29 protein-coding genes and 1 pseudogene are annotated in these 22678 nt (G+C 61.9%); 26 read left to right on the forward strand and 4 right to left on the reverse strand.

Going from position 1 to position 22678, the window contains the following annotated elements; translation table 11 throughout:
* The first annotated feature begins 128 nt into the window (after positions 1–128).
* The 14 genes from MU551_RS01115 (at position 129) to MU551_RS01180 (ending at position 8092) form a co-directional block, all read left to right on the forward strand.
* Positions 129–719, forward strand: a complete 591-nt coding sequence (locus MU551_RS01115; RefSeq protein ID WP_247040294.1) for a hypothetical protein — start codon at positions 129–131, stop codon at positions 717–719.
* On the forward strand, positions 716–997 hold the full coding sequence (locus MU551_RS01120; RefSeq protein ID WP_247040295.1) for a hypothetical protein: 282 nt from the start codon (positions 716–718) through the stop codon (positions 995–997). The genes MU551_RS01115 and MU551_RS01120 overlap by 4 nt, the downstream gene beginning before the upstream one ends.
* Positions 994–1395 (forward strand): hypothetical protein, encoded by a 402-nt coding sequence (locus MU551_RS01125; RefSeq protein ID WP_247040296.1) that lies wholly within the window; start codon positions 994–996, stop codon positions 1393–1395. Before MU551_RS01120 ends, MU551_RS01125 begins: the two co-directional genes overlap by 4 nt.
* Positions 1396–1397: 2 nt before the next feature.
* Positions 1398–1967 carry a hypothetical protein gene (locus tag MU551_RS01130; RefSeq protein WP_247040297.1) on the forward strand — a complete coding sequence of 190 codons (570 nt, stop codon included), beginning with the start codon at positions 1398–1400 and terminating at the stop codon, positions 1965–1967.
* A 75-nt stretch (positions 1968–2042) separates the two neighbouring features.
* Positions 2043–2834, forward strand: a complete 792-nt coding sequence (locus tag MU551_RS01135; protein ID WP_247040298.1) for a hypothetical protein — start codon at positions 2043–2045, stop codon at positions 2832–2834.
* Between the two features lie 242 nt (positions 2835–3076).
* Positions 3077–3517, forward strand: a complete 441-nt coding sequence (locus MU551_RS23700; protein ID WP_281506798.1) for a WhiB family transcriptional regulator — start codon at positions 3077–3079, stop codon at positions 3515–3517.
* Positions 3518–3623: 106 nt separating this feature from the next.
* On the forward strand, positions 3624–3968 hold the full coding sequence (locus tag MU551_RS01145) for a glutaredoxin family protein (RefSeq protein ID WP_247040299.1): 345 nt from the start codon (positions 3624–3626) through the stop codon (positions 3966–3968).
* Positions 3969–3988: 20 nt separating this feature from the next.
* Positions 3989–4291, forward strand: coding sequence for a hypothetical protein (locus MU551_RS01150; RefSeq protein ID WP_247040300.1), 303 nt, complete (start codon positions 3989–3991; stop codon positions 4289–4291).
* Positions 4292–4428: 137 nt separating this feature from the next.
* A complete protein-coding gene (locus MU551_RS01155; RefSeq protein WP_247040301.1) occupies positions 4429–4782 on the forward strand; it encodes a hypothetical protein in 354 nt (117 codons plus the stop codon).
* An 11-nt stretch (positions 4783–4793) separates the two neighbouring features.
* Positions 4794–5246, forward strand: a complete 453-nt coding sequence (locus tag MU551_RS01160; protein WP_247040302.1) for a hypothetical protein — start codon at positions 4794–4796, stop codon at positions 5244–5246.
* Between the two features lie 3 nt (positions 5247–5249).
* Entirely contained in the window at positions 5250–6536 is a 1287-nt protein-coding gene (locus MU551_RS01165; RefSeq protein WP_247040303.1) for a replication-associated recombination protein A, read from the forward strand.
* Between the two features lie 3 nt (positions 6537–6539).
* Positions 6540–6872: a hypothetical protein gene (locus MU551_RS01170; protein WP_247040304.1), complete on the forward strand. Its 333-nt coding sequence runs from the start codon at positions 6540–6542 to the stop codon at positions 6870–6872.
* Between the two features lie 28 nt (positions 6873–6900).
* The gene (locus tag MU551_RS01175; protein ID WP_247040305.1) at positions 6901–7476 is read left to right on the forward strand and encodes a hypothetical protein; all 576 of its coding nucleotides are present in this window, start codon (positions 6901–6903) and stop codon (positions 7474–7476) included.
* Positions 7477–7531: 55 nt separating this feature from the next.
* Positions 7532–8092: a class I SAM-dependent methyltransferase gene (locus MU551_RS01180; protein ID WP_247040306.1), complete on the forward strand. Its 561-nt coding sequence runs from the start codon at positions 7532–7534 to the stop codon at positions 8090–8092.
* A gap of 81 nt (positions 8093–8173) precedes the next feature.
* On the opposite strand, the gene MU551_RS01185 is transcribed toward MU551_RS01180, so the two are convergent.
* From MU551_RS01185 to MU551_RS23565, 3 genes and pseudogenes are all read right to left on the reverse strand, one after another.
* Positions 8174–9259: a hypothetical protein gene (locus MU551_RS01185; RefSeq protein WP_247040307.1), complete on the reverse strand. Its 1086-nt coding sequence runs from the start codon at positions 9257–9259 to the stop codon at positions 8174–8176.
* Between the two features lie 2 nt (positions 9260–9261).
* Positions 9262–9390 carry a hypothetical protein gene (locus tag MU551_RS23230; protein ID WP_281506799.1) on the reverse strand — a complete coding sequence of 43 codons (129 nt, stop codon included), beginning with the start codon at positions 9388–9390 and terminating at the stop codon, positions 9262–9264.
* Between the two features lie 20 nt (positions 9391–9410).
* Positions 9411–9872, reverse strand: a pseudogene (locus MU551_RS23565) (SDR family NAD(P)-dependent oxidoreductase); the annotation flags it as partial.
* 14 nt (positions 9873–9886) lie between these two features.
* On the opposite strand from MU551_RS23565, the gene MU551_RS01190 reads away from it, so the two are divergent.
* The 7 genes from MU551_RS01190 (at position 9887) to MU551_RS01220 (ending at position 14350) form a co-directional block, all read left to right on the forward strand.
* Positions 9887–10444, forward strand: coding sequence for a hypothetical protein (locus tag MU551_RS01190; RefSeq protein ID WP_157242176.1), 558 nt, complete (start codon positions 9887–9889; stop codon positions 10442–10444).
* The gene (locus tag MU551_RS01195; RefSeq protein ID WP_247040308.1) at positions 10444–11565 is read left to right on the forward strand and encodes a hypothetical protein; all 1122 of its coding nucleotides are present in this window, start codon (positions 10444–10446) and stop codon (positions 11563–11565) included. The genes MU551_RS01190 and MU551_RS01195 overlap by 1 nt, the downstream gene beginning before the upstream one ends.
* Entirely contained in the window at positions 11562–12200 is a 639-nt protein-coding gene (locus MU551_RS01200; RefSeq protein ID WP_247040309.1) for a hypothetical protein, read from the forward strand. Before MU551_RS01195 ends, MU551_RS01200 begins: the two co-directional genes overlap by 4 nt.
* Before the next feature lie 127 nt (positions 12201–12327).
* Positions 12328–12735 carry a helix-turn-helix domain-containing protein gene (locus MU551_RS01205; RefSeq protein ID WP_157242179.1) on the forward strand — a complete coding sequence of 136 codons (408 nt, stop codon included), beginning with the start codon at positions 12328–12330 and terminating at the stop codon, positions 12733–12735.
* 188 nt (positions 12736–12923) lie between these two features.
* Positions 12924–13463 (forward strand): hypothetical protein, encoded by a 540-nt coding sequence (locus tag MU551_RS01210; RefSeq protein ID WP_247040310.1) that lies wholly within the window; start codon positions 12924–12926, stop codon positions 13461–13463.
* Positions 13464–13728: 265 nt separating this feature from the next.
* Positions 13729–14022: a hypothetical protein gene (locus MU551_RS01215; protein ID WP_247040311.1), complete on the forward strand. Its 294-nt coding sequence runs from the start codon at positions 13729–13731 to the stop codon at positions 14020–14022.
* Positions 14015–14350 (forward strand): hypothetical protein, encoded by a 336-nt coding sequence (locus tag MU551_RS01220; protein WP_247040312.1) that lies wholly within the window; start codon positions 14015–14017, stop codon positions 14348–14350. Before MU551_RS01215 ends, MU551_RS01220 begins: the two co-directional genes overlap by 8 nt.
* 98 nt (positions 14351–14448) lie before the next feature.
* Here MU551_RS01220 and MU551_RS01225 read toward each other — a convergent pair whose 3' ends face one another.
* On the reverse strand, positions 14449–14979 hold the full coding sequence (locus MU551_RS01225) for a LysM peptidoglycan-binding domain-containing protein (RefSeq protein WP_247040313.1): 531 nt from the start codon (positions 14977–14979) through the stop codon (positions 14449–14451).
* Positions 14980–15121: 142 nt separating this feature from the next.
* Here MU551_RS01225 and MU551_RS01230 point away from each other — a divergent pair, with 142 nt between their 5' ends.
* The 5 genes from MU551_RS01230 to MU551_RS01250 all read left to right on the forward strand — a co-directional run bounded on the left by MU551_RS01230 (position 15122) and on the right by MU551_RS01250 (position 22633).
* Positions 15122–16087 (forward strand): hypothetical protein, encoded by a 966-nt coding sequence (locus tag MU551_RS01230; protein WP_247040314.1) that lies wholly within the window; start codon positions 15122–15124, stop codon positions 16085–16087.
* A gap of 115 nt (positions 16088–16202) precedes the next feature.
* Positions 16203–17234: a hypothetical protein gene (locus MU551_RS01235; protein WP_247040315.1), complete on the forward strand. Its 1032-nt coding sequence runs from the start codon at positions 16203–16205 to the stop codon at positions 17232–17234.
* A 217-nt stretch (positions 17235–17451) separates the two neighbouring features.
* Entirely contained in the window at positions 17452–18693 is a 1242-nt protein-coding gene (locus MU551_RS01240; RefSeq protein ID WP_247040316.1) for an AAA family ATPase, read from the forward strand.
* A gap of 113 nt (positions 18694–18806) precedes the next feature.
* Positions 18807–20504 carry a vWA domain-containing protein gene (locus tag MU551_RS01245; protein ID WP_247040317.1) on the forward strand — a complete coding sequence of 566 codons (1698 nt, stop codon included), beginning with the start codon at positions 18807–18809 and terminating at the stop codon, positions 20502–20504.
* A gap of 176 nt (positions 20505–20680) precedes the next feature.
* Positions 20681–22633 carry an AAA family ATPase gene (locus MU551_RS01250; protein ID WP_247040318.1) on the forward strand — a complete coding sequence of 651 codons (1953 nt, stop codon included), beginning with the start codon at positions 20681–20683 and terminating at the stop codon, positions 22631–22633.
* Positions 22634–22678 lie beyond the last annotated feature (45 nt).

Here is a 22678-nt window from a genome sequence, read left to right on the forward strand (position 1 = left end):
TCTCCGCGGGCGCATGCTCCCCACCCATCACCGGCTGGGTATTCATGAGGACCACGTCTCTGAACTGGACCCCCAGGCTACGTGCTTTTACCCGCTCGATGTAGATCAGCCCAAAGGAGACCCTAAAAATGCGTGAAATCATAACCGGCCGCGACATCGGCACCACTGTCGATTTCCGTAGTCAGGGCAGCTACGAAGCGCAGCACCCCTGGCCTGCTGAGACCACTGTCAGTGCAGGAACCGGGGTCGTCTTCATACGCAACGCGAAGCCCGGAGAAGCCCGTTCCTACGGAACGCTGTTCATGGAGGTCTATCCTCCGGGTGCATCTTTCATCCGTGGTGAAGGAGAAACTCCACAGGCATGTGAAGACGCCGCATGGGCCAAGTACCAGCTGGCATTGCAATGTTCGGATCAAAGCGGAACCCATGACTGGGAACCCCGCGATTACCGCAACGGCGCTGGCTTCTGCACCAAATGCAACACTTTCCGCTCCAAGATCTTTACCGGCGAGCAACTTGGCCAGTTCTGCAGAATCTGCGGCGTCGGCACCACATACGACTGGCATACGAACGAGAGCACCGGTGCCCAGGAATTCCTCTGCGAAGAGCACTACGCAGATAACAAGCCAACGGAGAGTACTGACAGCAACCACCCGCTCGTGCAGCTGCTCGACGCCCTCCTCAATGAGAACGGCGACGATGAAGAGGGCCAACGATGAACCAGGACCTGCCCGGCACAGTGTGCAGCAAGCGTGTGCCCACCGAGTACGACGTCGAGCGCCGGTCGGTGATCTTCTATCTGCCGAGCCTCATTCCTTCGCTGCCTGACTTGCCTGTGCTGCGCCTGCCGGGCGTGGTCCTCAGCGACGACCGCAGCCGTCGGTTCTTCGGCTTCACGCTGAACAGTGCATTCCGCAGGGCCGAACGGGCCCAGGACCCTGCCGATCCAATTCACCACCCGCCGTACCCGAATCCCAAAGAGGTACCTTCGCCATGAAAACTCCCCAGGAAATTGCTTTTGACCACGCCCACGGCGTCGATGCCTACGAAGACAGTGCCGAAGAAGTCGGGCACCCTGACGGGCAGCCAATCATTGAGACGTTCCCCCAGTTGGCCAAGCTCATCGAGAATGCCATAGAGGTAGATCGCGCCCAGGTCCGTGAAGCCCTCGCACAGCCGCATGCGGTGCCTGGGTTCCGACCGTTCCAACCAGCCACTGTCGACGCGCTGATCGACTCCTACGAAGCCTTTGACGGCGACGACCTATCGGTGTTCATTGACGCATGGAACGACTACACCGCAGGGATCGATTTCCCGTGTCCGGGAACTCCCTCCGGCATTCACCAGGTGTCCGACGGGTCCTGCGACCTGTGCGGCGACAAAAACAGGAGCTGACCATGGTCCAACCCGTTGACCTCCGCTCGCGCCTGCTTGCTGCCATCGCCGACAAGTCCTACCGGGCGATCACCTTTCGGAATCTGGAGGATGTTCCCATCGGCTCTGTCGGCTATCTGTCACCCAGTGGACACAGCGTTATGCGCGACGCTGTGGGATGGCTCTTCGACGGCAGGCGCATCCAGCCCCAGCCGGGGATTGATGTGTTCACCTCCCACAGCGGCCCCGCCAATGATGAGCGGCTGGCAGAACTGCTCGAGGCTGTCCTCGTGCCCGAGCGGCGAGTCCTCGTCACCTTCGAGGCGGTCACCGGCTCCGAATCCGACTGGGAGCTCGGATACCAGGCCACATACACAGACCTTGCTCGGCCTGAAATCCTCGGCCACCGGCTGGATGATCAGGATCTTGCCCACCTCTACTTCCAGATCGAAGCTGTCGGCGGACTGGGGGAGTCCGACGCTTACGGTGATCTGGACAAGCTCATCCAGCAGCTCGGCGAAGGCCCTGCCGAAGCACTGCGAGCCCAGGCAGACACCGCTCATCCTGCACTCTTCCAGCTCGACGCAGACTAAGACCTCATTCAAGAAGTGCCCTCGCCTGACCGCGGGGGCACTTCGTCGTTTTCACTCCGCTGAAGGACCTGAACCATGACTCTTACCCACATACCCGCACACACCTCCCACCATCCCGACCGGTATATCGACGTGAAAATCGGCCTCGGCTACTCCGTCTGCCAGGACGCCGGAGCCGAGGATCCGCGACAGCGCATCGGCGATGAGCACGCTGCTCTTTTCACCTACCGCGGTCCCCGCGGTGACGCTGATGCTGTTCCCGACAACGTCGCCGCGCAGGCCTTCGACCGTTACTGGCAGAAGACCAACGACGAGGACAAAGCTCTCAACCTGACCCGCCGTTATCTGGCTCTCTTCCACCCCGAAAAGAAGATCGCCGTGACGATCAGCACCATCCGGGGCTACTCCCAAGGAGACTGGCGTGAAGTCTTCGTCGCCGTCTCAGACGGTTACGGTAAGCCGGAGAACCACGTCGAAGAGTTCAGCATGTGGGCATTCGGCGATGTGTGGATCGTCATCCCCGACGGTAAGGCAGGCATCTCCGGCATTTACGCCGAAGACGCCGAAGCAGCTCTGACATACTTCCGCGAAAACTTCGAAGACGACACACCGCTGGATACAGAGAGCAGTAATGCGCTCAGCCCGCTCACGACCGGTGGCCCATACCAGGTGAGTTGGTCAATTGACGGAGATGAAGACTTCTCGCCGGCACAGGTCGCGTTACATGCCTGGCAACAGAACTTCCGCCGCGGCGCACACCAGCCAAGCCCCGACGAAGCCTGCGTCTTCACTGTCCTGGACCAGACCACGGGCCGGAGCGTCGACATCGATTTGAGCGACGCCCGGTTCGCGCACCTGTTCCGCTGACCCTTGATCCGGACTTCGCCATGGCGAAGTCCGGGCTCCACCACCGAAGGAACCACCATGTCGCGCATCGATTGCCGCACAGTCCCAAGGATCGAGCAGGGAAAGCAATACATCCATCCAAACGCCACCGATGCCGGGACTTGCTCAGATGGCTGCTGCGACAAGTACGTCTGCCCTGACTGCAATACCCGCTTCACGGTGGAAGCACCGCAATGACCGGCCCCTGACAGGAGGAGGCTCTGATGCCTGACACCGAAACACCCCTCCAAATTGCGCTGAGTGCCGACGGAGCCAAGGACCTCTCCTGGCAAGCGAACGCGCTGTGCACACAGATCGACCCTGAGCTCTTCTTCCCGGAAAAAGGCCAGTCCCCACGCGACGCCAGGAAAATCTGCGCCAGCTGTGAAGTCCGCGAGCAGTGCCTCCAATGGGCTTTGGCGACCAACCAGCGCCACGGTGTCTGGGGCGGTCTGACCAGCCACGAACGGAGCATGCTTGCCCGGGCCGGCAACAAGACCAGGAGGCTCCGCACCGCGAAGAAAGCCATGCGCGAAGACACGATCGTCCAGCTGCACAAGGCCAGCGTTCCGGTCACCGAAATCGCCCAGCGCTTCGAAATTACCGAACGATCCGTGCATCGCATCGTCAAGAAGGCCAGGGAACTCCAGAAACAGTCTGCATAAAGGGCCGGCTTTTGAACCAGCGGAGCCATTCGCTCAGGCCTGCCCTGCCAACACACCCGCTATACACACACGTCCCCGAGCAGGGGAGAAAAGGAACTCCGATCCCATGACACCCACCACGATGGGCGACCTGCCCAGAACCACACGTGTCGCACCAAAGATCACCGTCTACGGCCCGCCCGAGTGCCCCAATTGCGACAAGGCTATGAAACTGTTTGACCGCAAGGGCATCACCGCCACGAAAATCAGTGTGAGCGAGGGCGATGCAAACCATGTCTACATCAAGAAGACTCTCGGCTACGAGACTGCGCCGGTGGTCATCGTCGAGCTTGAGAATGGACGTACCGTGCACTGGGGCGGCCACCGTCAGGACATGCTCACGGCGCTGGTGCGGCTGTCCACCACAGGCCTGAAGGCCGAGCAGTATGAAGAGGAAGCGACCGCCTCCTGATGGCCGGGACTGAAAAGCGCATGAGCGTCGAGATCACAGCCCGGCAGGCCAACTTTCTCCTCGACGCGCTCTACGACAAAACAGCCGAGACCGATCATTACGTGATCGGTTACCGCAACGACGAAAATCCAGGCCCACTGGACACCTGCTGCGACGCACATCTTGCTCGTTTCAAAGACCGCGCACGCCAGCGCGAGGCCCTCGTCGAACGGAAAACACAGCTTCAGGGCGTCATCACCCTGATCGAAGCCCTGGAGCCGATGACCGAGACCTCTGGCGAGCCTGAGCATGACCCGGAGAAATCAGGCCTCTCCGACGAATAACAAGAATCTGCGCCACGCCGAAGTCAGAGCAACGGTCGGCGGAGCCGACCCGAGTCAAAAGGTGAGAGACCTCCGGAGCTGGTCCCGGAGGCCTCGGCCCCATCACTGATAACAACACCGACCGGAAGGACTAGATCTTGAACATCGTCCAACGAGAGTCGAAGCCTCCCACAAACCTTCTGCCCGACGATGCCTACCCGCGCGATCCCGCCACAGGGGCTCCAATGCCAGCCGAAAAGCGTGCGAAAGTCGATCGCCGGCTCCACGAGCTGCAGCACACCGTCCCGACCGAACCGGGGGAGTATCTCGACGGTAAAGGCGACCGCTGGATCCTCGACGCCGAGGGCGGCTGGACCGATCACCAAGGTGTCCGCCGCGATGCGCGGTATGCGCCGATACTCGCGTTGTTCGTCGACAAGAGCGGCCCATTCGTACCTGTCGACGTACTCTTCGGCGACTTGTACCCCCAGACCCGGGACCCTGCCGAATGAAGGAGCACCCCATGCACCCCCGTATCGAAGACGACCACCTCGACGTCGGACTCCTACCAACGGTCGAGGTCGCCACGCGCACCGAGGCGCATCTGGTCGAGCCCGTCCTCCGAGCGATCCAGGCGGCCGTCGCCGACTGCAGCGTCACTGCTGTCCAGACCTTCGCCGGCCGGATCTACGACCGCAAAGGCGTCGAGAACTGCGTCACCGCGTTCGGCAACGAGCCGAATTCGCGATACAGCTCCGAGCGCGATGATTTCTACCTGCAGATCGGCGTCCGTGTGCCCTATCACGCCAACGCCTCGGTGCTCCAGGAAATCCGAGCCGTCGAGACGCAATCGAATGAACAGATGCTCCAGGAGGCCCGTGTCCTGCTCGCCGAGGCGAAAAAGCGCACGGCTGATGCGCAGGACGCCGAAGCCAAAATCCAGACCAGAATCGACCGGCTTACGAAAGAGGAATAGCCCATGAGTGGTAATCAACCCCTGGCCGCCCGCATGCGACCTATCTCTCTCGACCAGATCGTAGGCCAGGACCACCTGATCTTCCCTGGCTCACCGCTCGAGCTGCTCGCCGACGGTAAAGGTGCGACCTCGGTGTTGCTCTGGGGTCCTCCCGGCGTCGGAAAAACCACCATTGCCTCCGTCGTCGCTCACCGGACCAGCCGGCGCTTCGTCGAGGTCTCGGCTACATCCGCCGGTGTTGCTGATGTTCGCAAGACACTAGCCGCGGCCCACAAGGCGCTCGAGAAGGGTGAGCAGACCCTGGTGTTCATCGACGAGATCCACCGCTTCTCCAAAGCCCAGCAGGACGTCCTGCTGCCCGCCGTCGAATCCGGCCTGATCTCCCTGATCGGAGCGACCACGGAGAACCCCAGCTTCTCCGTCAACTCCGCACTCGTCTCCCGTTCGATCCTGCTGGTCCTGCGTCCCGTCGAGAACAGCGACGTTGTCATCCTGCTCTCACGGGCGCTGAAGGAAGATCCGGTGCTCTCAACGACCGGCATCGGCTTCGAAGATTCGGCTCTCGACATCATCGCCGATCTCTCCAGCGGAGATGTGCGCCAGGCCCTGAACCGTCTCGAAACAGCCATGGCCACTGCACAAGCGGCAGGGAAGCACATCATCGACCGCGAGGTCCTTGAGCAGGTCACCGGGTCCGCGCTTCAGCGCTACGACCGTGACGGCGACCAGCACTACGACATCATTTCGGCGTTCATCAAGTCGCTGCGCGGCAGTGACCCGGACGCGGCGCTGCACTGGCTGGCCCGGATGATCGAGTCGGGGGAAGACCCGCGGTTCATCGCCCGTCGGCTTGTCGTGCACGCCTCTGAAGACGTAGGCATGGCTGATCCTTCGGTATTGGGAATTGCCGTGGCAGCCGCTCAGGCTGTCCAGCTGATCGGCCTGCCCGAAGCAAGAATCAATCTTGCCCAGGCCACCATTGCCATCGCCACGGCCCCGAAGTCGAATGCGGCATACCGCGGCATCGATGCGGCACTGGCCGATGTCCGATCCGGACGCACCGGCGAAGTGCCCAGGCATTTGCGCGACTCGCACTACCCCGGAGCCAAAGCCCTCGGCCACGGAAAAGGCTATCTCTACCCGCACGACTTCGAGCACGGAGTCGCCGTGCAGCAATACCTGCCCGATGCCGTCGCCGGCACGCAGTACTACCGACCCACGGTCAACGGCTTCGAGCAGACAGTCACCAACAGGCTTGCCTCCATCGCGGCCATGACCAGAAAGGAATGACCCATGTCAGAGAAGCCCGCACGATCATTCGACCAAGCCCTTGCTGAAGATCTCGGCATCGAGATCGACATCGGGCTCGTCGAACTAAAACTGGGCTTCGCACTGGACCATCAGCGGATCAAGCGCGGCGAACAACATCTGATGGGCTATGTGCTCCTTGATTGTGAGCACCACCCCAACGCCGCCATCGTCTTTGCCACACCCGAGGAAGCCCGCCGGTCCCTGGACGGCCACCCGCTGATCGAGAACCTCCGCGAAGAAGATTGTATCGACGCCCGGGTACCAGACCAGCTGACTCTCTCCGACCTCGCCTCCCGCGAGGTCATCCTGCCCTGATCGCACCTCACCGCGAAGGAATTGAATCATGACCAGCACCGGCATCTTCACCCAATCAGCAGCATCAATCCTGCAGGACGTCGAGGAGTTCTACTTCGGCGGCACGCTGCCGTGGTACCACGGCAGCAAGCTGACCGAGGACGGCTCGCGTGTGCTGGTCACCCTGGACGACCCGGAAAGTGACGACGAGTCCCGGACCAAGGACTACGAACTTTCGGCTGCTCAAATCAGGGCGGCCTTCCGCGAGGCCAAGCAGAAGGGATACAACCTCTGCTGCGCCGCAGACATCGAGTCCGAGCAACTGGGATTCGGTTGCGCCCAGGACCTCGACATCATCCTGCAGACAGCAGGCTACGGCGAGCTGGTCTTCGGCTGGCGGCCCGCACGCCTTGACTTCCCTAGTGGAACTACTTCCACTAGGGTGAAATATCGGAGCTGCCCTGTTGGGCATGAGTCCGCTCACAGCAGTCCTTGCTCTTCCTCGAAGCCCAGCCTGCTCCCCTTCTTCGCACCCACCTCGATCGATAGGTTCCGATTACATGAACGACCAGGAAGTGCGCCGCGGCGCTGGTATCTACAGCAAACCTGTTCTTGGATTTTATGACCTGCTAGTCGTGAAATTCTCCAACTCGTTGGCCTGGCGATGCCCCAGTCGGCTCATGTTGGATCAATACAACCGTTGCATCCGATCCCGACATCTCGACGTCGGACCTGGCACCGGATGGTACCTCGCCAAGGCCGACCTTCCCGATTCTGCTGAAATCACACTCATGGACCTCAACAAAAACAGCGTGGAACACGCCGCATCCAGGCTCACACACACGGAGGCAAGTCTCAGCAGTGTGACTGCGAATGTCCTCGAACCAATCCCCGAGGCACTCGGCCAATTCAATTCCATCGCGGCGAACTACGTCTTTCACTGCGTCCCCGGCTCCTGGGAAGACAAAGGCGTGGCGTTCGAACACCTGGGGGAGCGGCTCACGGATGACGGTGTGCTGTTCGGCAGCACCATCCTCGGCGATGGCGTGAACCACAACCTCGTAGGCCGTGGCTTCATGGCCCTGTACAACCGCATGGGCATCTTCCACAACCGGAAAGACGACGCTGCAGGCCTTGAGACCTCACTCCGACGTAGCTTCGGTCAGGTGAATGTCGACATCGTTGGCACCGTGGCAGTGTTCAGTGCGCGGGAGCCGTTGCGAAACGTCGAAGCTGGATAGCAGGGCACTTTGCCTCAAATCTCCTGAGGTTCCGCCGCCAATCGCCCAAGCTGAGACACCGGCGGATGAGGGCAGACACGGCTAAAAATCAAGCCTGACCACTGCATCCCGCCCCTCAACACCGGATCTGACGCCGGTAGCAGTAATGCTCACATTCTGCACGGAACCGTCGACCCGGCGAAGGGCAAATTTCATTGATTGAGCGCGGACAGTATCGGTCGCTGCCGCCGCAATGAACGCATGCAGCTCACCTGCATCATCGATAGCGAACTCTCCAAGACCACCGACGTGCCCAAAGTCTTCCCGACGCCACGATGGCGAAGTCATCAATACATCAAGGGTTGCAGCATCGATCACAGCCATCGGTTCCTTGGCCAGAGCCATCACCCCACGCAGCACGTCGTCGACACGACCTGCATTGGCGTCTTGCTCGAATGCCATGTCATGGAAGGTCTCCGGGGCATCGTAGCTGAAGCCCTGCAGGAAGATCTTGTCGTCATTCGGTTCAATCGGAGGGATTACGCCGACCAGACGCAGGTGTCGGCGTCCCTGTGAAGTCGATCCGTAGCCGGTGACGATGTTATACGTCAAGCACCGCACCTTACCTGTGACGCCCATAAGTCCGTCCTGGATCCCGTCGCGAATCAGGCTGCTCACCCTCATCTGATCAGACTGGTCAATGAGCTCGCTTGCCCATTCCCCGGCCTCCCAGTAACCCGTGCGCTGCTGGGCTACTGACGGATCAACGTCATAGATGTGGAAGAGGTTACGGTCCCAGTATGTGCGTCGGCGAAGCGTGGGCTGCCCTTCGGAATCACGCTCAATCTCCCATTCCCACACTCCGACCAGGGGCGGCTCGGGCAGCGGATCACTCGCTTTAGCCACACCTGCAAGAACACCGAGCACCGTGGAGGTTCGGGGCGACAGGACGGGCCGCAGCTCAACAGCCCATTTGTCACCAGCGTGAGAGACAGTCTCCGATAGTGCGCTGCCGTTGCGCATCGCCTGAGCGATGCGGTTCTCATCAAGAAGGAGACGTCTGGGGATTGCGCGCGTGGGCTTTCGGGCAGAGACCGGCCCGCAGGGTTTGTCGTCCACCAGAACGAGCTGCCTGCCGTCGTATCCGCAAAAAAGGCCCCAGGATCCTACGTCCAGCTGGACCTGCATGATCAGATCCCGCCCGAGACCTGAACAATGGCCTCCGGCATGTACATGTTTTCCGCCGTGTGGCTCATTGTCGAAGCCATCGCCTCCGCCGTTCCGAACCGCCCCAGCGGGTTACCCTCGATCTTTGCCATCCGCGCCCCTCCGCAACATCAGTCATCATGTCCGTATTCGTGGCCCCGGGGGCAATCACGTTCACCCGGATGTTCTGGCTGCATTTTCCCTGGCCATTGATCGGGCAACGCTTCCAGAGCCCCTTTGAAGCAGTGTAATTGCACTGACCGACAACGCTGTACTTCACGGACATCGATGTCACGAGAACTGTTGAAACGTTGCGCTTCCTCAGTATCTGACTCAGGACTGATTTGCACACCTTCGCCCCGGCAGGCCCCGGCCGTCCGGTATCGTGGGTGAGCGGTTCCCGGACGCTTGCTGCTCCGATCCCGCGATCGCACCGATCACCGGGGCAGGTGCTCCGGTGCCTGCTTGTGTCGTTTCTTGATTTTCCGTCATTTGTCACAGGTAAGACAAAACCTGTACCGTATGTGACGAAGTAAAATACGGGACTGTACCCCTGCGTTGGCAAACGCCAGGCGGTGTCCGCTCTTCTCTCCACCAGAGGAAACGCTGATGCCTGCCTTCAATCCACTTGCCCGCAATATCGTCAAGCTGCGGCCCTTGCGGTTCAACCGCTCACCCTTCGCCAAGCTCCGGCACGGGACCGCTGCCATCGTTGGTGCCACCAGCTGTGCCTCAGACCGCCAACTCGACACATTCGACTGGCCCGCTGAGCCCACCCTGGAGTCCCTCGGCCAGGCCATCGCTGCAGCACGTGACCTCGAAATCTTGATCAGACCTATCCCTGAAGAGATGCGCCACCAGGAGATCAGCGGCCTCACCACCGTGATCGGACGTGTGGCACACGTGTTCTACGACCCCGAACTCTCACCTCTCAACAAGGAGCTGACGATCTTCCACGAGTACGCCCACATCCTGCACGGCGACGTCCGGGCCGACTCCGACTGCACGCATATGCGCAGCATTTTCGACGACCCCGTAGAGAAGCGGGCCGAAACCACCGGCATGCGACTGATGGATGCTTTGCACCGCCGGCAGCGGGCATCCGAAAAGCGGAATGGGTCTGAAGCCCTCGCTTTCCTGTCTGGATCAGACGAGAACGGCCTCTGATGGCCGAGATCGTCATCGTCGGCATCACGATGGGCCTGATCGTGATCGTCTCCGCCCTGCACAAGGGACGTCGACGCCGGGTCAACCTGCTGCGGATCACCTGCGTGGCTCTCTTCGTCGCCACGTTCTGCCGTGGCATGGAGCCTCCCATCGATGGACCCGCTGTTGACCTCATCAAACGCATCGCCATCCTGACCGCCCAGGCCTCGGTTGCTCTGCTCATCCTTACATTCCGCGCGACTCCGCTCTCGGAGCGCACAACCCGATTCGTCTACTTCTTCACCGGGCTCGTCGCCCTGGGGGAGACCGTGCTGGTCTGGTTCATTCCCGTCGACGCCGACGGCACTCTGTACCACCGGACCGACATCGACGATGCCCTTGCCCAAGGACGGGCCTGGGCCCTCGTCTCCTACAACTTCCTGTACCTGAGTGCATTTGCCGCAGCGACCATCGTCGTCGCAGTCGGCTGTTGGAGCACCATGACCCAGAGAAACCAACCGTTCTCTGCCCGCCTCCCTGTCGCATTCGTCTTTGCCGGAGCCATCGGCTCTGCCCTGTTCATCGGCTCATCGCTCCTGGACTTGTTTGGCCATGCGGTCCTCGGCGGATCAGAAGTAAGGACGCAACTGCTCGTCGCCGTTGTCAGCTTCTTCTTCATCGGTCTCGCCACGGGTGTCATCCGCCGCATCAGCATCGAGGTACGGAAGAAGCTGGCGCTCCGCCTCGCGCACGAGGTCGTCGTTCCCCTGTGGCGGACGACGACGACGCTCCACCCCGACGTCAGGCTCCCGCCGGAAGACCAGCAGGAGTTTGACCAATTGATGACACTGTCGAGACTCACGATCGAGACCCACGACGCTCTCAGGCTCATTCGCGAGGACGATGACCCCGCCCTGGAGCCGCTGCACAAGCAACACCCCGAGGATCCGGATCTGTCGGCAGGGTTGGTGCGCCACCTCAGCGGCGAGAATTCCGTGCCCCGGCTCGGATGGTTCACCGTGGCGCTGAGCCGACTGCGCACCCTTAGGCTGAAGGACGACGAAAACCTGGCCACCTCTGTACAGAGTCTTTACGAGATCAGAGTCGCGGTGAGCGCCATGAATGAACAGGACAGCCGATGACGGAGAGCCCGACGAAAATCCAGGGCCCCGCGGCCGCTGATCCTGCAATCCGGTCAGCCCGGATCCTCAGCGACGTTTTCGCCCCTGCTGTTTCCGTGTTCCTCATCTGCGTCCTGTGCGGCGTCGCCGGGCACCCTCACCCCTGGGCGGGCCTCGGATGGGGCGTCCTGCTCGGAACTTTCTGCGCAGTGATTCCGATGACCGCCATCCATATCGCGGTGCGCCGTGAACACCTCACAGATCGGCACGTCACCCGGCGCGAACAACGATGGTGGGTCTTCCTCGTCTGTGTGGGATCCGTGCTTTGCGGCATGACCACAACACTCCTGCTGAGTGCGCCCAGCGTCTTGGTCTGGATCATGCTGACCATGGTGGCGGGCCTCGTCGTCACCGGGACGGTCACCCTTCTCGGCCCAAAAGTCTCCATGCATGCCTTCTGCATGACATGCCTGGTCATCATCGCAGCGCTGCTCATCTCACCCTGGTTGCTGCTCGCGCTCCTACCCCTCCTGCCTGCAGTGGCATTCGCCCGCCTGAAGCTCGGCCACCACACACTCGTCGAAGTCATCCTCGGCACCGGGCTCGCCTTCCTCGTGATAATAGTCGCGCAGCAGTTCCTGCCTGACCTCGGCTAGGGTTTCGACGGCCGACAAGCGGAAATGCACCGCAGTGGAAGATCTTCCACTAAGATAATGAGCGGTGCTGCACTGATGCGATCGCGGCGACCGATCCATGTCAGCGTCCATGAGGAGGACCAGTTCCGTGAGCATTGCTCAGCGACTAGAACGCCTGTTCGCACAGACCGCCGGCCCCCACGGCCGACCCGTCACGCTGCAGGAGATCATCCACAGGATGGAGAAGCGGGGCATCTCGACGATGTCGCTGAGCTATCTGCAACAACTGCGCACCGGACAGGCCGAGAACCCCCGACTCCAGCACCTCCGGGCGCTGGCCGACGCATTCGATGTACCTCTGTCCTACTTCCTGGATGACGACAAAGATGACTCCGCATCGACCGCCGAGGACGAACTGACTCCCGAAGAGCGCACGATCGCCCTGCGCGTCCACGGCCTGAGCAACGATGCTTTATCCAGCATCCGGGCAATTGTCGAGCTCGCCCGCAAGAGCGAACAGCTTGATGATCCGCCACAGGCCCCGCACGACAAATAAAACCGGACCAACTGGCTGAACCGTCCTTCCGGGGTACAAACAGCTTGTTCTGAGGCTCGTGCCGGCGCTGATGCCACATGAGTGGAAAGTTTTCCATTCATGTGGCATGATCGAAATCACCGACCGGCGATGCATACCTATCGCCGGGTTGCCACACCTCATGATCACGCCTTGTGAAGGAGCACACCATGAACCCCCTGCGGCCCGGAGCATCCGATTCCGACGAGTTCCGAGGATTCGAAGAGGCCCGCACGCTCATGTGGTGCTACGAGGACCGGTCCAGGACGCATGCGCGCCTGAATCAGACCGACTTCCTCACCGACGAGTCCGTCGTTGCGGTCCACGTGGAGAACACCACGCGGGCTGACCGTGTCTTCCTCTCAGCGTTCGATCGCGAGGGCCGGCTGCTGCGCGGCGACACTCTCTATGTCGACTACGCCAACCAGCGACTCGACGTCACCGCGGAGTTCGACCACGACTACACCGGCATGGCAGTCCCTGAGGGGTCCGAACTGAAGGAGGCCGTGGCACGCGAGAACGGCTGGGTCATCGACATGCACGCCCTGCGGGAGTATGACCCCCTCGAGGACAGACGGACCACCCAGAGAGCGGTGCTCCTGGCCCACCTCGGCGACATGATGGCCAACGGAGAAGCCCGCGGCTTCCTGCTCGGGAAGCACGACGCCGCCGAGGATCCTGGCGACGCGGCTGATACAGATGCAGCGTGAGAAGCAGATCCTTCCTTTTTGAATACATCCAGACCCCGCCCGGCATCAGCCGAGGCGGGGTCTTCTCTGTCCAGGAGCTGATGGGTAACAGCCGTGGACCGGCTCACGCCGGTCCCGGGTGTTGTTTCGTGGTGTGCGCTGCTGCGCTGCGCGCGCCGCGGACACCATCCCCATAGGCAACGAGATCAGTAAAGGTGCGTCCAGTAACAGCAACCAGGCGACACAGGTCGTTGTCGACATCTTCGACCCGCAGGAGCAGCAACCCATGACCCTCTCTCTCCGCGCATCAAACCTGCCCATTAAGTACGAGCGTCCGCGCGAGACTCATCGGTCCGGGATGACCATCTACGAGGTCTCCGGTGCAGGCCTTTACCGGGCACTGGAAATCAATTCCGGCGAGTTCACAGTCGAAACACTCACGCCGGTCGGATGGATGAACCTGAGCCAGCGCGACAAAATATCGACCGCCGTCGAAGCCATGCAGATCTGGCTCACCATCCAGACGCCAACGTCCGCTCCGGAGACTCAACAGGAAGAGGAGGCCCCTAATCATGGCTGAACCAAGCAAAGCCGTTGAGGATGCCGCCGAAGAGGCTGCCAATGACGTCATCAGCGCCCATGGCATCTCAGTGGAGGACGACGAGAGCTGTTTCGAGGCTCTCTGCTGGGCCTTGGGCAGCGGTGTCCCCCATGAAAAGGGCTTACTCCAGTTCGCCCAGGCGGTCCTCGACAGCTTCGACCTGAAAGGGCTGATCGACGCCAAGATCGAGCTGCTCTCCGAGTACAAGCTCGACTACCCGCAGGATTACGAAACCGCGGACGTCGACCGCATGAAGGCCGAAATCGCTCGCCTTCGAACACTCCGGGAACAGCTCGAAAATTCATAGGCTGAGCGCCCGCACAATAGAAAGAGGCCCGGACTTCGCTGAAAAATCAGCATCGTCCGGGCCTCTTTCGCCATCCCCGAGGCAACAAACTCTTTCGATCACCCCACCGGCGGAATCAAAAGCGACGCCCCGGCGTAAATAAGGTTCGGGTTCTGTATCTTGTTCGCCTCGACAAGGTGCCCGATAGGCACGCCTGTCTCGCCGGAGATTTTGGTGAGGGTGTCGTTCGGCTGAATGGTGTACACCACCGTCGTGAGCTTCGGGTCCGGTTCACGCGCAGGAGGCACTGCAGGCAGTGGTTCCGGCTTCGGCGGCTCAAGCTCGTCCGCAATGCCATTTCCGTCCTTGTCCGGCAGGGTCACCGTTACGGTGCCTTCTTTGCTGCCCTGGGCCTCTGCTGCGACGGCTGCCGCTTCGGGACCATTCGCTGCGCTCTCGTCGGCCGTGAGGATCTGTGTCAGGCCCCATCCTGCAAAAAGTACCGCCCCGCCAACCATGATCCCGGCCGCGAGCACCGGGCCATTCCCGTATCCCAGGGGCCCAACGCGACCACTGCGGTCAGCAGCCGGCCGCGCCGGGGGAGCAGCCCCGGTCTCCGTGCCTTCGGGCTTGTAAATCGTATCCGTCATTCCTGTCGCCTCTCCTCTGTCCTCATCACCTGCGATCAGTCGAATCCATCATTCCTATTCTACTCATAGCCCAGTCGATCTTGATAGAATAGGAGCGGTAATAGCTAGTCGATAGACGAGTCAAACGGGCTTCCACAGACCATTGCACCACCTCAACAGAAGGAACCTCATCACCATGGCCAACTACTCCATCTCCGCCAGCCAGCTCACCGAGGGCACCAGCGTGTTCATCCGGGGCAAGCTCGCCTTCGCACGCCTCACCAGCCTCATCGAAGGCGCGGCCCTGGCAGCCAGCGACCAGCGCAAGGTGCAGAACGGCATGAGCCCCGTGGGCAAGCCGCACACCACCGCGACCGTCACCGAAGCCGAGGTCCAGTTTGCCGATCCGGCGAACCCGACGATCGAGGAGCAGTTCGTCGCCGAGCGCCGCTACGTCTCCAAGAAGAACCCGGACACGGGTGCGAACTACTCGATCGATTCCAAGGGCACCAACCTGCCGATCATCGCCATCCCTTCCGACAAGGGTGACGGCACCTTCGATCAGGACACCTCCGGCCAGGAGCTCGCCCAGGGCCTGGACGTGACGCTCGTGCTGCGCGTCTACAAGCCGAAGAACTTCGCCAACCGTGGCCTGTCGCTCGACCAGGTAATCGTGAACGAGGCCCCGCGCTACTACAACGCCGGCGGCGTCGCCACTGGCGAGCTCGCCGCCCGCGGGATCGTGTTCAATGCCCCGCCGCGTGCGGTGCAGGCGCAGGCAGGCTCCGACTCTGCCATCGGCAACGGCGAGGAGCCTGTAGGCACCGATGTCGAGGATGGCTTGTCCTTCCCGGCCCCGGTGGCTGCTGTTGCACCTGTACAGGTGCAGGCTCCCGCGCAGGTCCAGGCGGCCCCGGTACAGACTGCCACCGTTCCCCAAGTTGCCGCTCCGGCTGTCCAGCCGCAGGCTCAGGTCGAGACCCCTGAGCAGAAGCTCGCCCGACTCGAGGCCGAGAATGCTGCGCTGAAGAACGCAGGCTCAGCCGTCGGTGCGCCTTCGGCCCAGGGCCCGTGGAACGGCTCCGGCGACGCCGGCGGCCAGCAGGCGGGGATCACCTACCAGGGTTGATCCAAAACCGGCAACCCCAACCATCGACAAGACCCCCGTGCTGGCATCCGTGCAGTACGGGGGTCTTGTCTTTTTCAGACCCCTTCTCCCGCCGAACGAAAGCGTGCGCCCCACGATGACCTCACCCGACCCACGGGCATGGTTCCCGCAGTTCTACGACAACCCCGCGATCCGCGCTCTGGCGACCGCCTGTCGATGGACCATCTCCGGTCAGCTCGGCGAGCTCGACGACGAGGACTCGGGCCGCAAGGCCCCGATCGACGTGCGCCACCTCCTCGACGGATGTAACGCCGGCTGCCGCCACGTCGGCCCGCTGCGCGGTGCGTTCGCCCTTGACTCCACCTGCCTGCTCACACTCAAGGACCTCACGGGCGCGCTGCCGAATGCGGCCAACGCCGCCTTCTACCTGCAGGCCCAAGCCGACGGCCTGATCGTGATCGACGTCGAACCGGGATGCCCGCCGGACGTGGCCGCGGACATCCTGCGGCTGCCCGGTATCCTCTACTCCGAGCTGTCCATGTCCGGCAAGGGATTCCACCTGATCGCGTCCCTGCCCGAAAACCTCCACGACTTTCCCGTGGCCGCCGAAAAGCGCGTACTTCGTGAAGAGCACGGCTGGTACGAGATCCTCCTTGACCACTGGTGCACCTTCACGCGGTCCCCGGTCCCTGACCGCATCGTCAAGCACGTCGCGGCTCTGCCCGCTCCGTCCCGGTTCTCCACTGTTGAGGATCTCTATGCGGATCTGGCAGCCAAGGCCCGGCCCAGCCTCAGCGTCTCGGCGACCGAGGTTGGCACCGACGGAGAAATGCCCGACATCCCATACGCCCAAGCCATCATCAAGCAGACACTGGCTGGATCCCTTGACCGCCTGAAGACCCCCGAGGACTTCGACAACGACTTCTCCCGTTGGGAGTTTTCCGTCCTCGGAGTGCTTTACACCGGGATGCAGCTTCCACTGCGCACTTATCGTTCCTTCGGGGCCGAGTTCTCCATCGGAGATCAAGCCTGGCTGTTGTACCAGACCTCGCTCAAGGTGATCAAACCCCGGCCCAAACACTCTCAGATGCGCAACGGCAGGCCATTCCTCCTTGACCGTGCCGCTGCCCTGGTGGCGGCACGTGAGGCATCCGCAGCAGCGGGGTGAGTCTCTGGGGAAACGCCTGTCGGCAGGTGTTGTGGGAAGTACTGGATCGGGCGGAGCCCGATCGGGGATGAAGTGGCGGTGTGCAGCGGGGCTCCACCGCCACCTCCACCGGGCCTCGGGGCCCTGCTTCCGATCCGTGCATACGGCACCACATACCGTCCTCTCGTCTTTTTCTCCTGCTTGATCTCAGCTCGCCCACGACCAGAAAGACATCATCATGAAGTTCAACGACACCCTGACGACCCTCATCCAGCAGTCCCTTGAGGTCGGCGCGACACCTGCACTCATGGGCGAGCCCGGCATCGGCAAGTCCTCCTTTGTCGAGGCCCTGGCCTACTCGATGGGCACCAAGGCCTTCGTCCTGCCCTGCAACCAGCTTGCTGACAAGGCCGACCTCACCGGCGCGCGCCTGGTTCCGTACACCAAGAACGACGGAACCGAAAGCTTCAAGCAGGTGTTCTACCCCCACCAGGTCATCCAGGAAGCCATCGATTACGCACTGGCCAATCCGCGCGAATGGCCGATCCTGTTCCTCGACGAGATCAACCGAACCACCTCGGACGTGACCTCGGGCGCGCTGACCCTGGTGACACTGCGCCGCATGGGTCACATCGATCTGCCGAGCAACGTCCGCATTGTCGTAGCCGGCAACGACAAGGGCAACGTCACCACCCTGGACGAGGCGAGCCTCTCACGCTTCGCGATCTTCCACGTGGAGCCCGACGCCGCGACGCTCATGTCCGTCCTTGGCGACATGAACCCCTGGGTGAAAAAGGTGCTCACCCAGCACCCGGGCCTCATCTTCCAGAAGTCGACGCCGAACGCCATCGTGGCCGACGGCCGCGACGACGATGATGACAACGGCAATGTCACCATGGCCGAGCTGTTCGACGGCGGCGAAGAGATGAACCAGCTCACCACGCCACGCACCATCGACTACCTCTCGCGGTGGCTGAACCGTGTCGACCGTCAGGAACTGGCGAGCCACCTCGCGACCCCGGTCCAGATCGACAGCCGCGACACCACTCTGCTCAACGAGGCAATCGAGGCCTTCACCGGGGACACCATGTTCACCACCCAGCTGGTGGCGACGATCGCCGAGGACCTTGCATCGAACTCGGGCGGCCCGACGCGGAACCGCGTGAACGTGCCGAGGCCGAACTGCTACGCGGGCCTCAAAACCGCAGGTACAGTCACCGACCTCGCCGCACAGATCGCGACCCTGACCCAGAACGAGGTCTCCGGATCGCTGCTGTACGCATTGAAGGAGACCGATGACAACGCCCGGCTCATCGAGCAGCTGGCCCAGGCGGCGACGCAGATCGAACCGGAGCACACACGCACGCTCTTCGAGCTGGTGACCACCGGACTGATCGACCGTCAGAACCTGGAGTCCTTCCTCGAGATCGACACGCCGATCGTCACCGCGGTCAAGCCGTCATTGTCGGCTTTCCTCTGAGCCGAACCCGGCCAAGGCCAGCGTGGGATGCCCCGGTGCTATCTCCCGGGGCATCCCACGCCATCACCGATGACTGACCGCAGTCGCCTCAAACAGCAGAAGGAGATCTCAACATGACGATCACCGTCACGAACCAGAAGCCGGCGGTGCTCGACGCCCTGCACACGATCTCGTGCACCGGCGACTACGACCCCATGCCGGCCGTCCAGAAAGTCCTCATCGATCCGCTGCTCGAACCGCTGAATCCCGGTGCTCCGGCAAGCATCACCGACGGCTCCGGCAAGGACATCACCGCAGACGTCCAGGACCTCATCCTGCGCTGCCTCGGGGATTCGATGGACCCCAACGCCGAGAAAACAGCCAAAGAGCTGCTGGGGCAGACCATGGTCAATTATGACCAGGGCACACCTCTGCCTGTGGGGGAGTTGTTTGCTGTCCAGGCCGGACAGCGGAACAAGTGGCCCGCACCCTCAGCCCGGGTCCTCTACACCGCCCAAAACGACGTCATCCCCGCAGCCAAGGGACTGCTCGCAGGCTCAGCGGACGAGAGCGCGTTCTTCGCATCTGTGGCCTACGCGTACCACCCGAACACGCTCGGATTCTGGTTCCAGTCCTCGGCGGCATTCGACGGCTTCAAGATCTGGCTGAGCCAGCAGGTTCAGAGCATGGCCGGTGCCAGCATCATGCCGCCGGACACTCTCCGACTGCTGAATGACTTTGCGAACCTTTCGCTCAAGGGTCTGACCGAGTCGCTGCTGCTGCGCAAGGACGACTCCGATGGCAATGAAGAGTTTTCATTCGCCCGCCTGGTCATCCGGATGCTCATGAACTACGTCGAACAGCAGCGCAAGCAGGCATCCACGGGCCAACTGCCTGCGGTGGTCGACACCGGAATCATGCCCTTCACCCTCGGAGAGCTGTTCTGCCCGCGGTCACTGGTCCTCGTCAACGTCGAAGCCCATGCCCGGGCCACGTCCTCGAAGGTCACCACTGAGTGGAACCTGATCAACCAGTCCCTGGCATCGCCGGTCAAGGTCGTCTCCAACGCATCGCTGTCCAAGCTCACCTCGCTTCCGCGCGCTGCAGCCAAGGCTGCAGCCATGGGCGCGAAGCAGCAGCCAGGCCAGCCGGGCTCACGATCGGCCCAGGTAAAGTTCCGGAAGCAGCCGCCCAGCAAGCTGGATCTGTTCAAGGACATCACCCGGGTGCTGCGCCGCATGGGTAAGGTCAACAAGTCCCAGAACATTTACCGAACGACGAAGACGACCTTCCTCAAGGCCAACCGTCGCAACCCGGACGACTTCAACAAGCCCGGCCGGATCACCTCGGTGCAGTACATGCCCGACCTGCACATCTACATCGACACCTCCGGTTCGATCTCCGAGGAGAACTACCAGGAGGCGGTGCTGATGCTGATCAGGATCGCCAAGAAACTCAACGTCAACCTGTACTTCAACTCGTTCAGCCACATCCTCTCGCAGGAGACGCTGCTCAAGGTGGAGAACAAATCGACCCGGCAGATCTGGCAGGAATTCCGCAAGGTACCCAAGGTCACCGGCGGGACGCAGTTCAAGCAGGTCTGGGACTACATCAACGCTTCGCCGAAGCGCAAGCGACAGCTCTCGTTGATGATCACCGACTTCGAGTGGTCGCCGCCTTCCAGGCGCGAAGAGCACCCCGCGAATCTCTACTACGCGCCGTGCTCTGCCATGGACTGGAAGTACATGGTTCGATCCGCTGAGGACTACGCCAACGCGATGCAGCACATCGACGCGAGCATTCGCCAGAAGCTGCTTGGCATGGTCATCTGACCCGGCCAACAGCTGTCCCCGAAGAGACGTCGATCGGCTTCATCCGGTCGGCGTCTCTTCGGCCTGATTCCCAACGACTCTCACCTCATACCTACCCGTACCCCTTGCCCGGGATCCTGTGATGCGCCCACCCAGCGCTTCTTCGACCCGGGCGCATACCAAAGGAGGGACCCGAGATGGGCCTCAGCAACTTCACGTCGGGCTCCGACGATGACAAGAACAACAGCGGCGGCACACCTCCGGGCTTCCCGCCAATGGGTGCTCACGCTTCCAGCAACAATCAGGACGACGACGTAGCCAAGGAGCTCCTCGTCGACTACAACGAAAAGTTCAAGAACGCCGACCCGACATTGTTCCGCGATGTGCTCATCGAGCAGGTCCTCTCAGTGCTGATCAGCAAGAACAAGCCGAATGCACTGCTCAAAGGCTCCGCCGGCGTCGGCAAAACCAGGATCGTCGAGGACATCGCCCGCCGGATCGAGCTGGGCGATACCCTCATCCCCGACCAGCTCAAGGGCCACACTGTCTACGAGCTGCCGATCACGAACCTGATCGCCGGATCCGGCATCCGCGGCCAGCTCGAGGAGAAGGTCCAGGCCATCGTCGCCTTCGTCTCAGACCCCAAGAACAAGGTCATCCTGTTCATCGACGAGATCCACCAGATCACCGGCGGATCCAGCACGGGCAGCAGCCATGAGGCGCGGCTGATCTCGCAGATCCTCAAGCCTGCGCTGGCCCGCGGCGACATGCATGTCATCGGCGCAACCACCTCGAACGAGTCCCGGGCCTTCGATGATGACCCCGCTTTCGCACGACGCTTCACCCAGCTCATCGTCGATGAGCTGACCGTCGAACAGACGCTCGCTGTCCTGGGGACGGTTCGCCCAGGCCTGGTGGCCCACTACAACCACAAGATCATGGTCGCCGATGACGTCCTGACCGAAACGGTCAGGATCGCCGAAGAGAACTCCCGTGCCGGACAGCACCGCCCCGACAACGCCATCACGCTGCTTGACCGCGCGATGGCAGACCGGGTCCTGGAACAGAAGAAGCTCATCGTCCAGGCCGAGGCCGCCGGCGACACCGCCCTCGTGGCAACTCTCCGGTCGATCCCGCGGGTGCCGCTCACGGCCAAGCGTGTCCTGGACGTGGCCAAGCGGCTGATGACCGGCAACGCGCAGCGCCCGGACTTCGACGTTGCGACACTGCGCGGCACCCTGATGAACCGCCTGCAGGGACAGGCTGACGTACTCGACAAACTCGTGGACCGTCTGGCCCGCGAAGAACTGGACCTGTTCCCGACCAAGACCCCTACGACGTGGATGCTCGCCGGAGCATCGGGGGTGGGAAAGACCGAGACGGCAAAGATCATCGCAGAGCAGATGACCGGCACCGAGCCGATCATCCTCAACATGACCGAGTTCCACTCCGAGTGGTCGACCTCCAAGATCATCGGGTCCCCTCCGGGGTATGTCGGATCCGACTCCAACCAGGAGCTGCCTTTCGACACTCTCGAATCCAACCCGCACCGGGTGATCCTGCTTGACGAGTTCGAGAAGGCTGACAAGGCCGTGCAGCGGCTGTTCCTCTCCGCATTTGACGAGGGGTACATCCGCAACGCCCGCGGTAAGCTGCTGGACTTTTCCAAGGCCCTGGTCATCTGCACGACCAATGCCGCACGGGAGGCTCTCAGCGGCAGTCACATCGGATTCGGGTCTGCCCCGACTGCGGTCTCTCACAAGAGCCTTACGAAGGCCTTGAGTGAGCACTTCGACGCGGAACTGCTGGGACGGTTCTCCCTGGTAGTGGGATTCAATCCCATTGATGAGGAGACCTACCGCAACATCATGGCTGCTGACTACGTCCGCCAGCGTGAACGGATCCTGGACGTCAAGCCCCGGCTGGCGCAGGCTCTGCCCACGTCGATGCCTGACGACGAGGTACACGCGGTCGCCGAGCGAACTTTCGTCGACTCCCAGGGTGCACGACCGGCAGGAAAAGCAGTCCGGGTCTGGATCGAGGATCGACTTCTCGCCGCCCAGACCCGGACTGCTTCCTCGGCTGCCGCATTGGTTGCCGCCCCGGTGATCGCTCCCTCCGAGGAACCGGAAACGTCGGCCATCGACTGATCCGGGCTCCGATTCCTCGAACGCCCCTGCTCTGGACATTCCAGG

The organism is Arthrobacter rhizosphaerae (assembly GCF_023062595.1).
Lineage (GTDB): Bacteria > Actinomycetota > Actinomycetes > Actinomycetales > Micrococcaceae > Arthrobacter > Arthrobacter rhizosphaerae.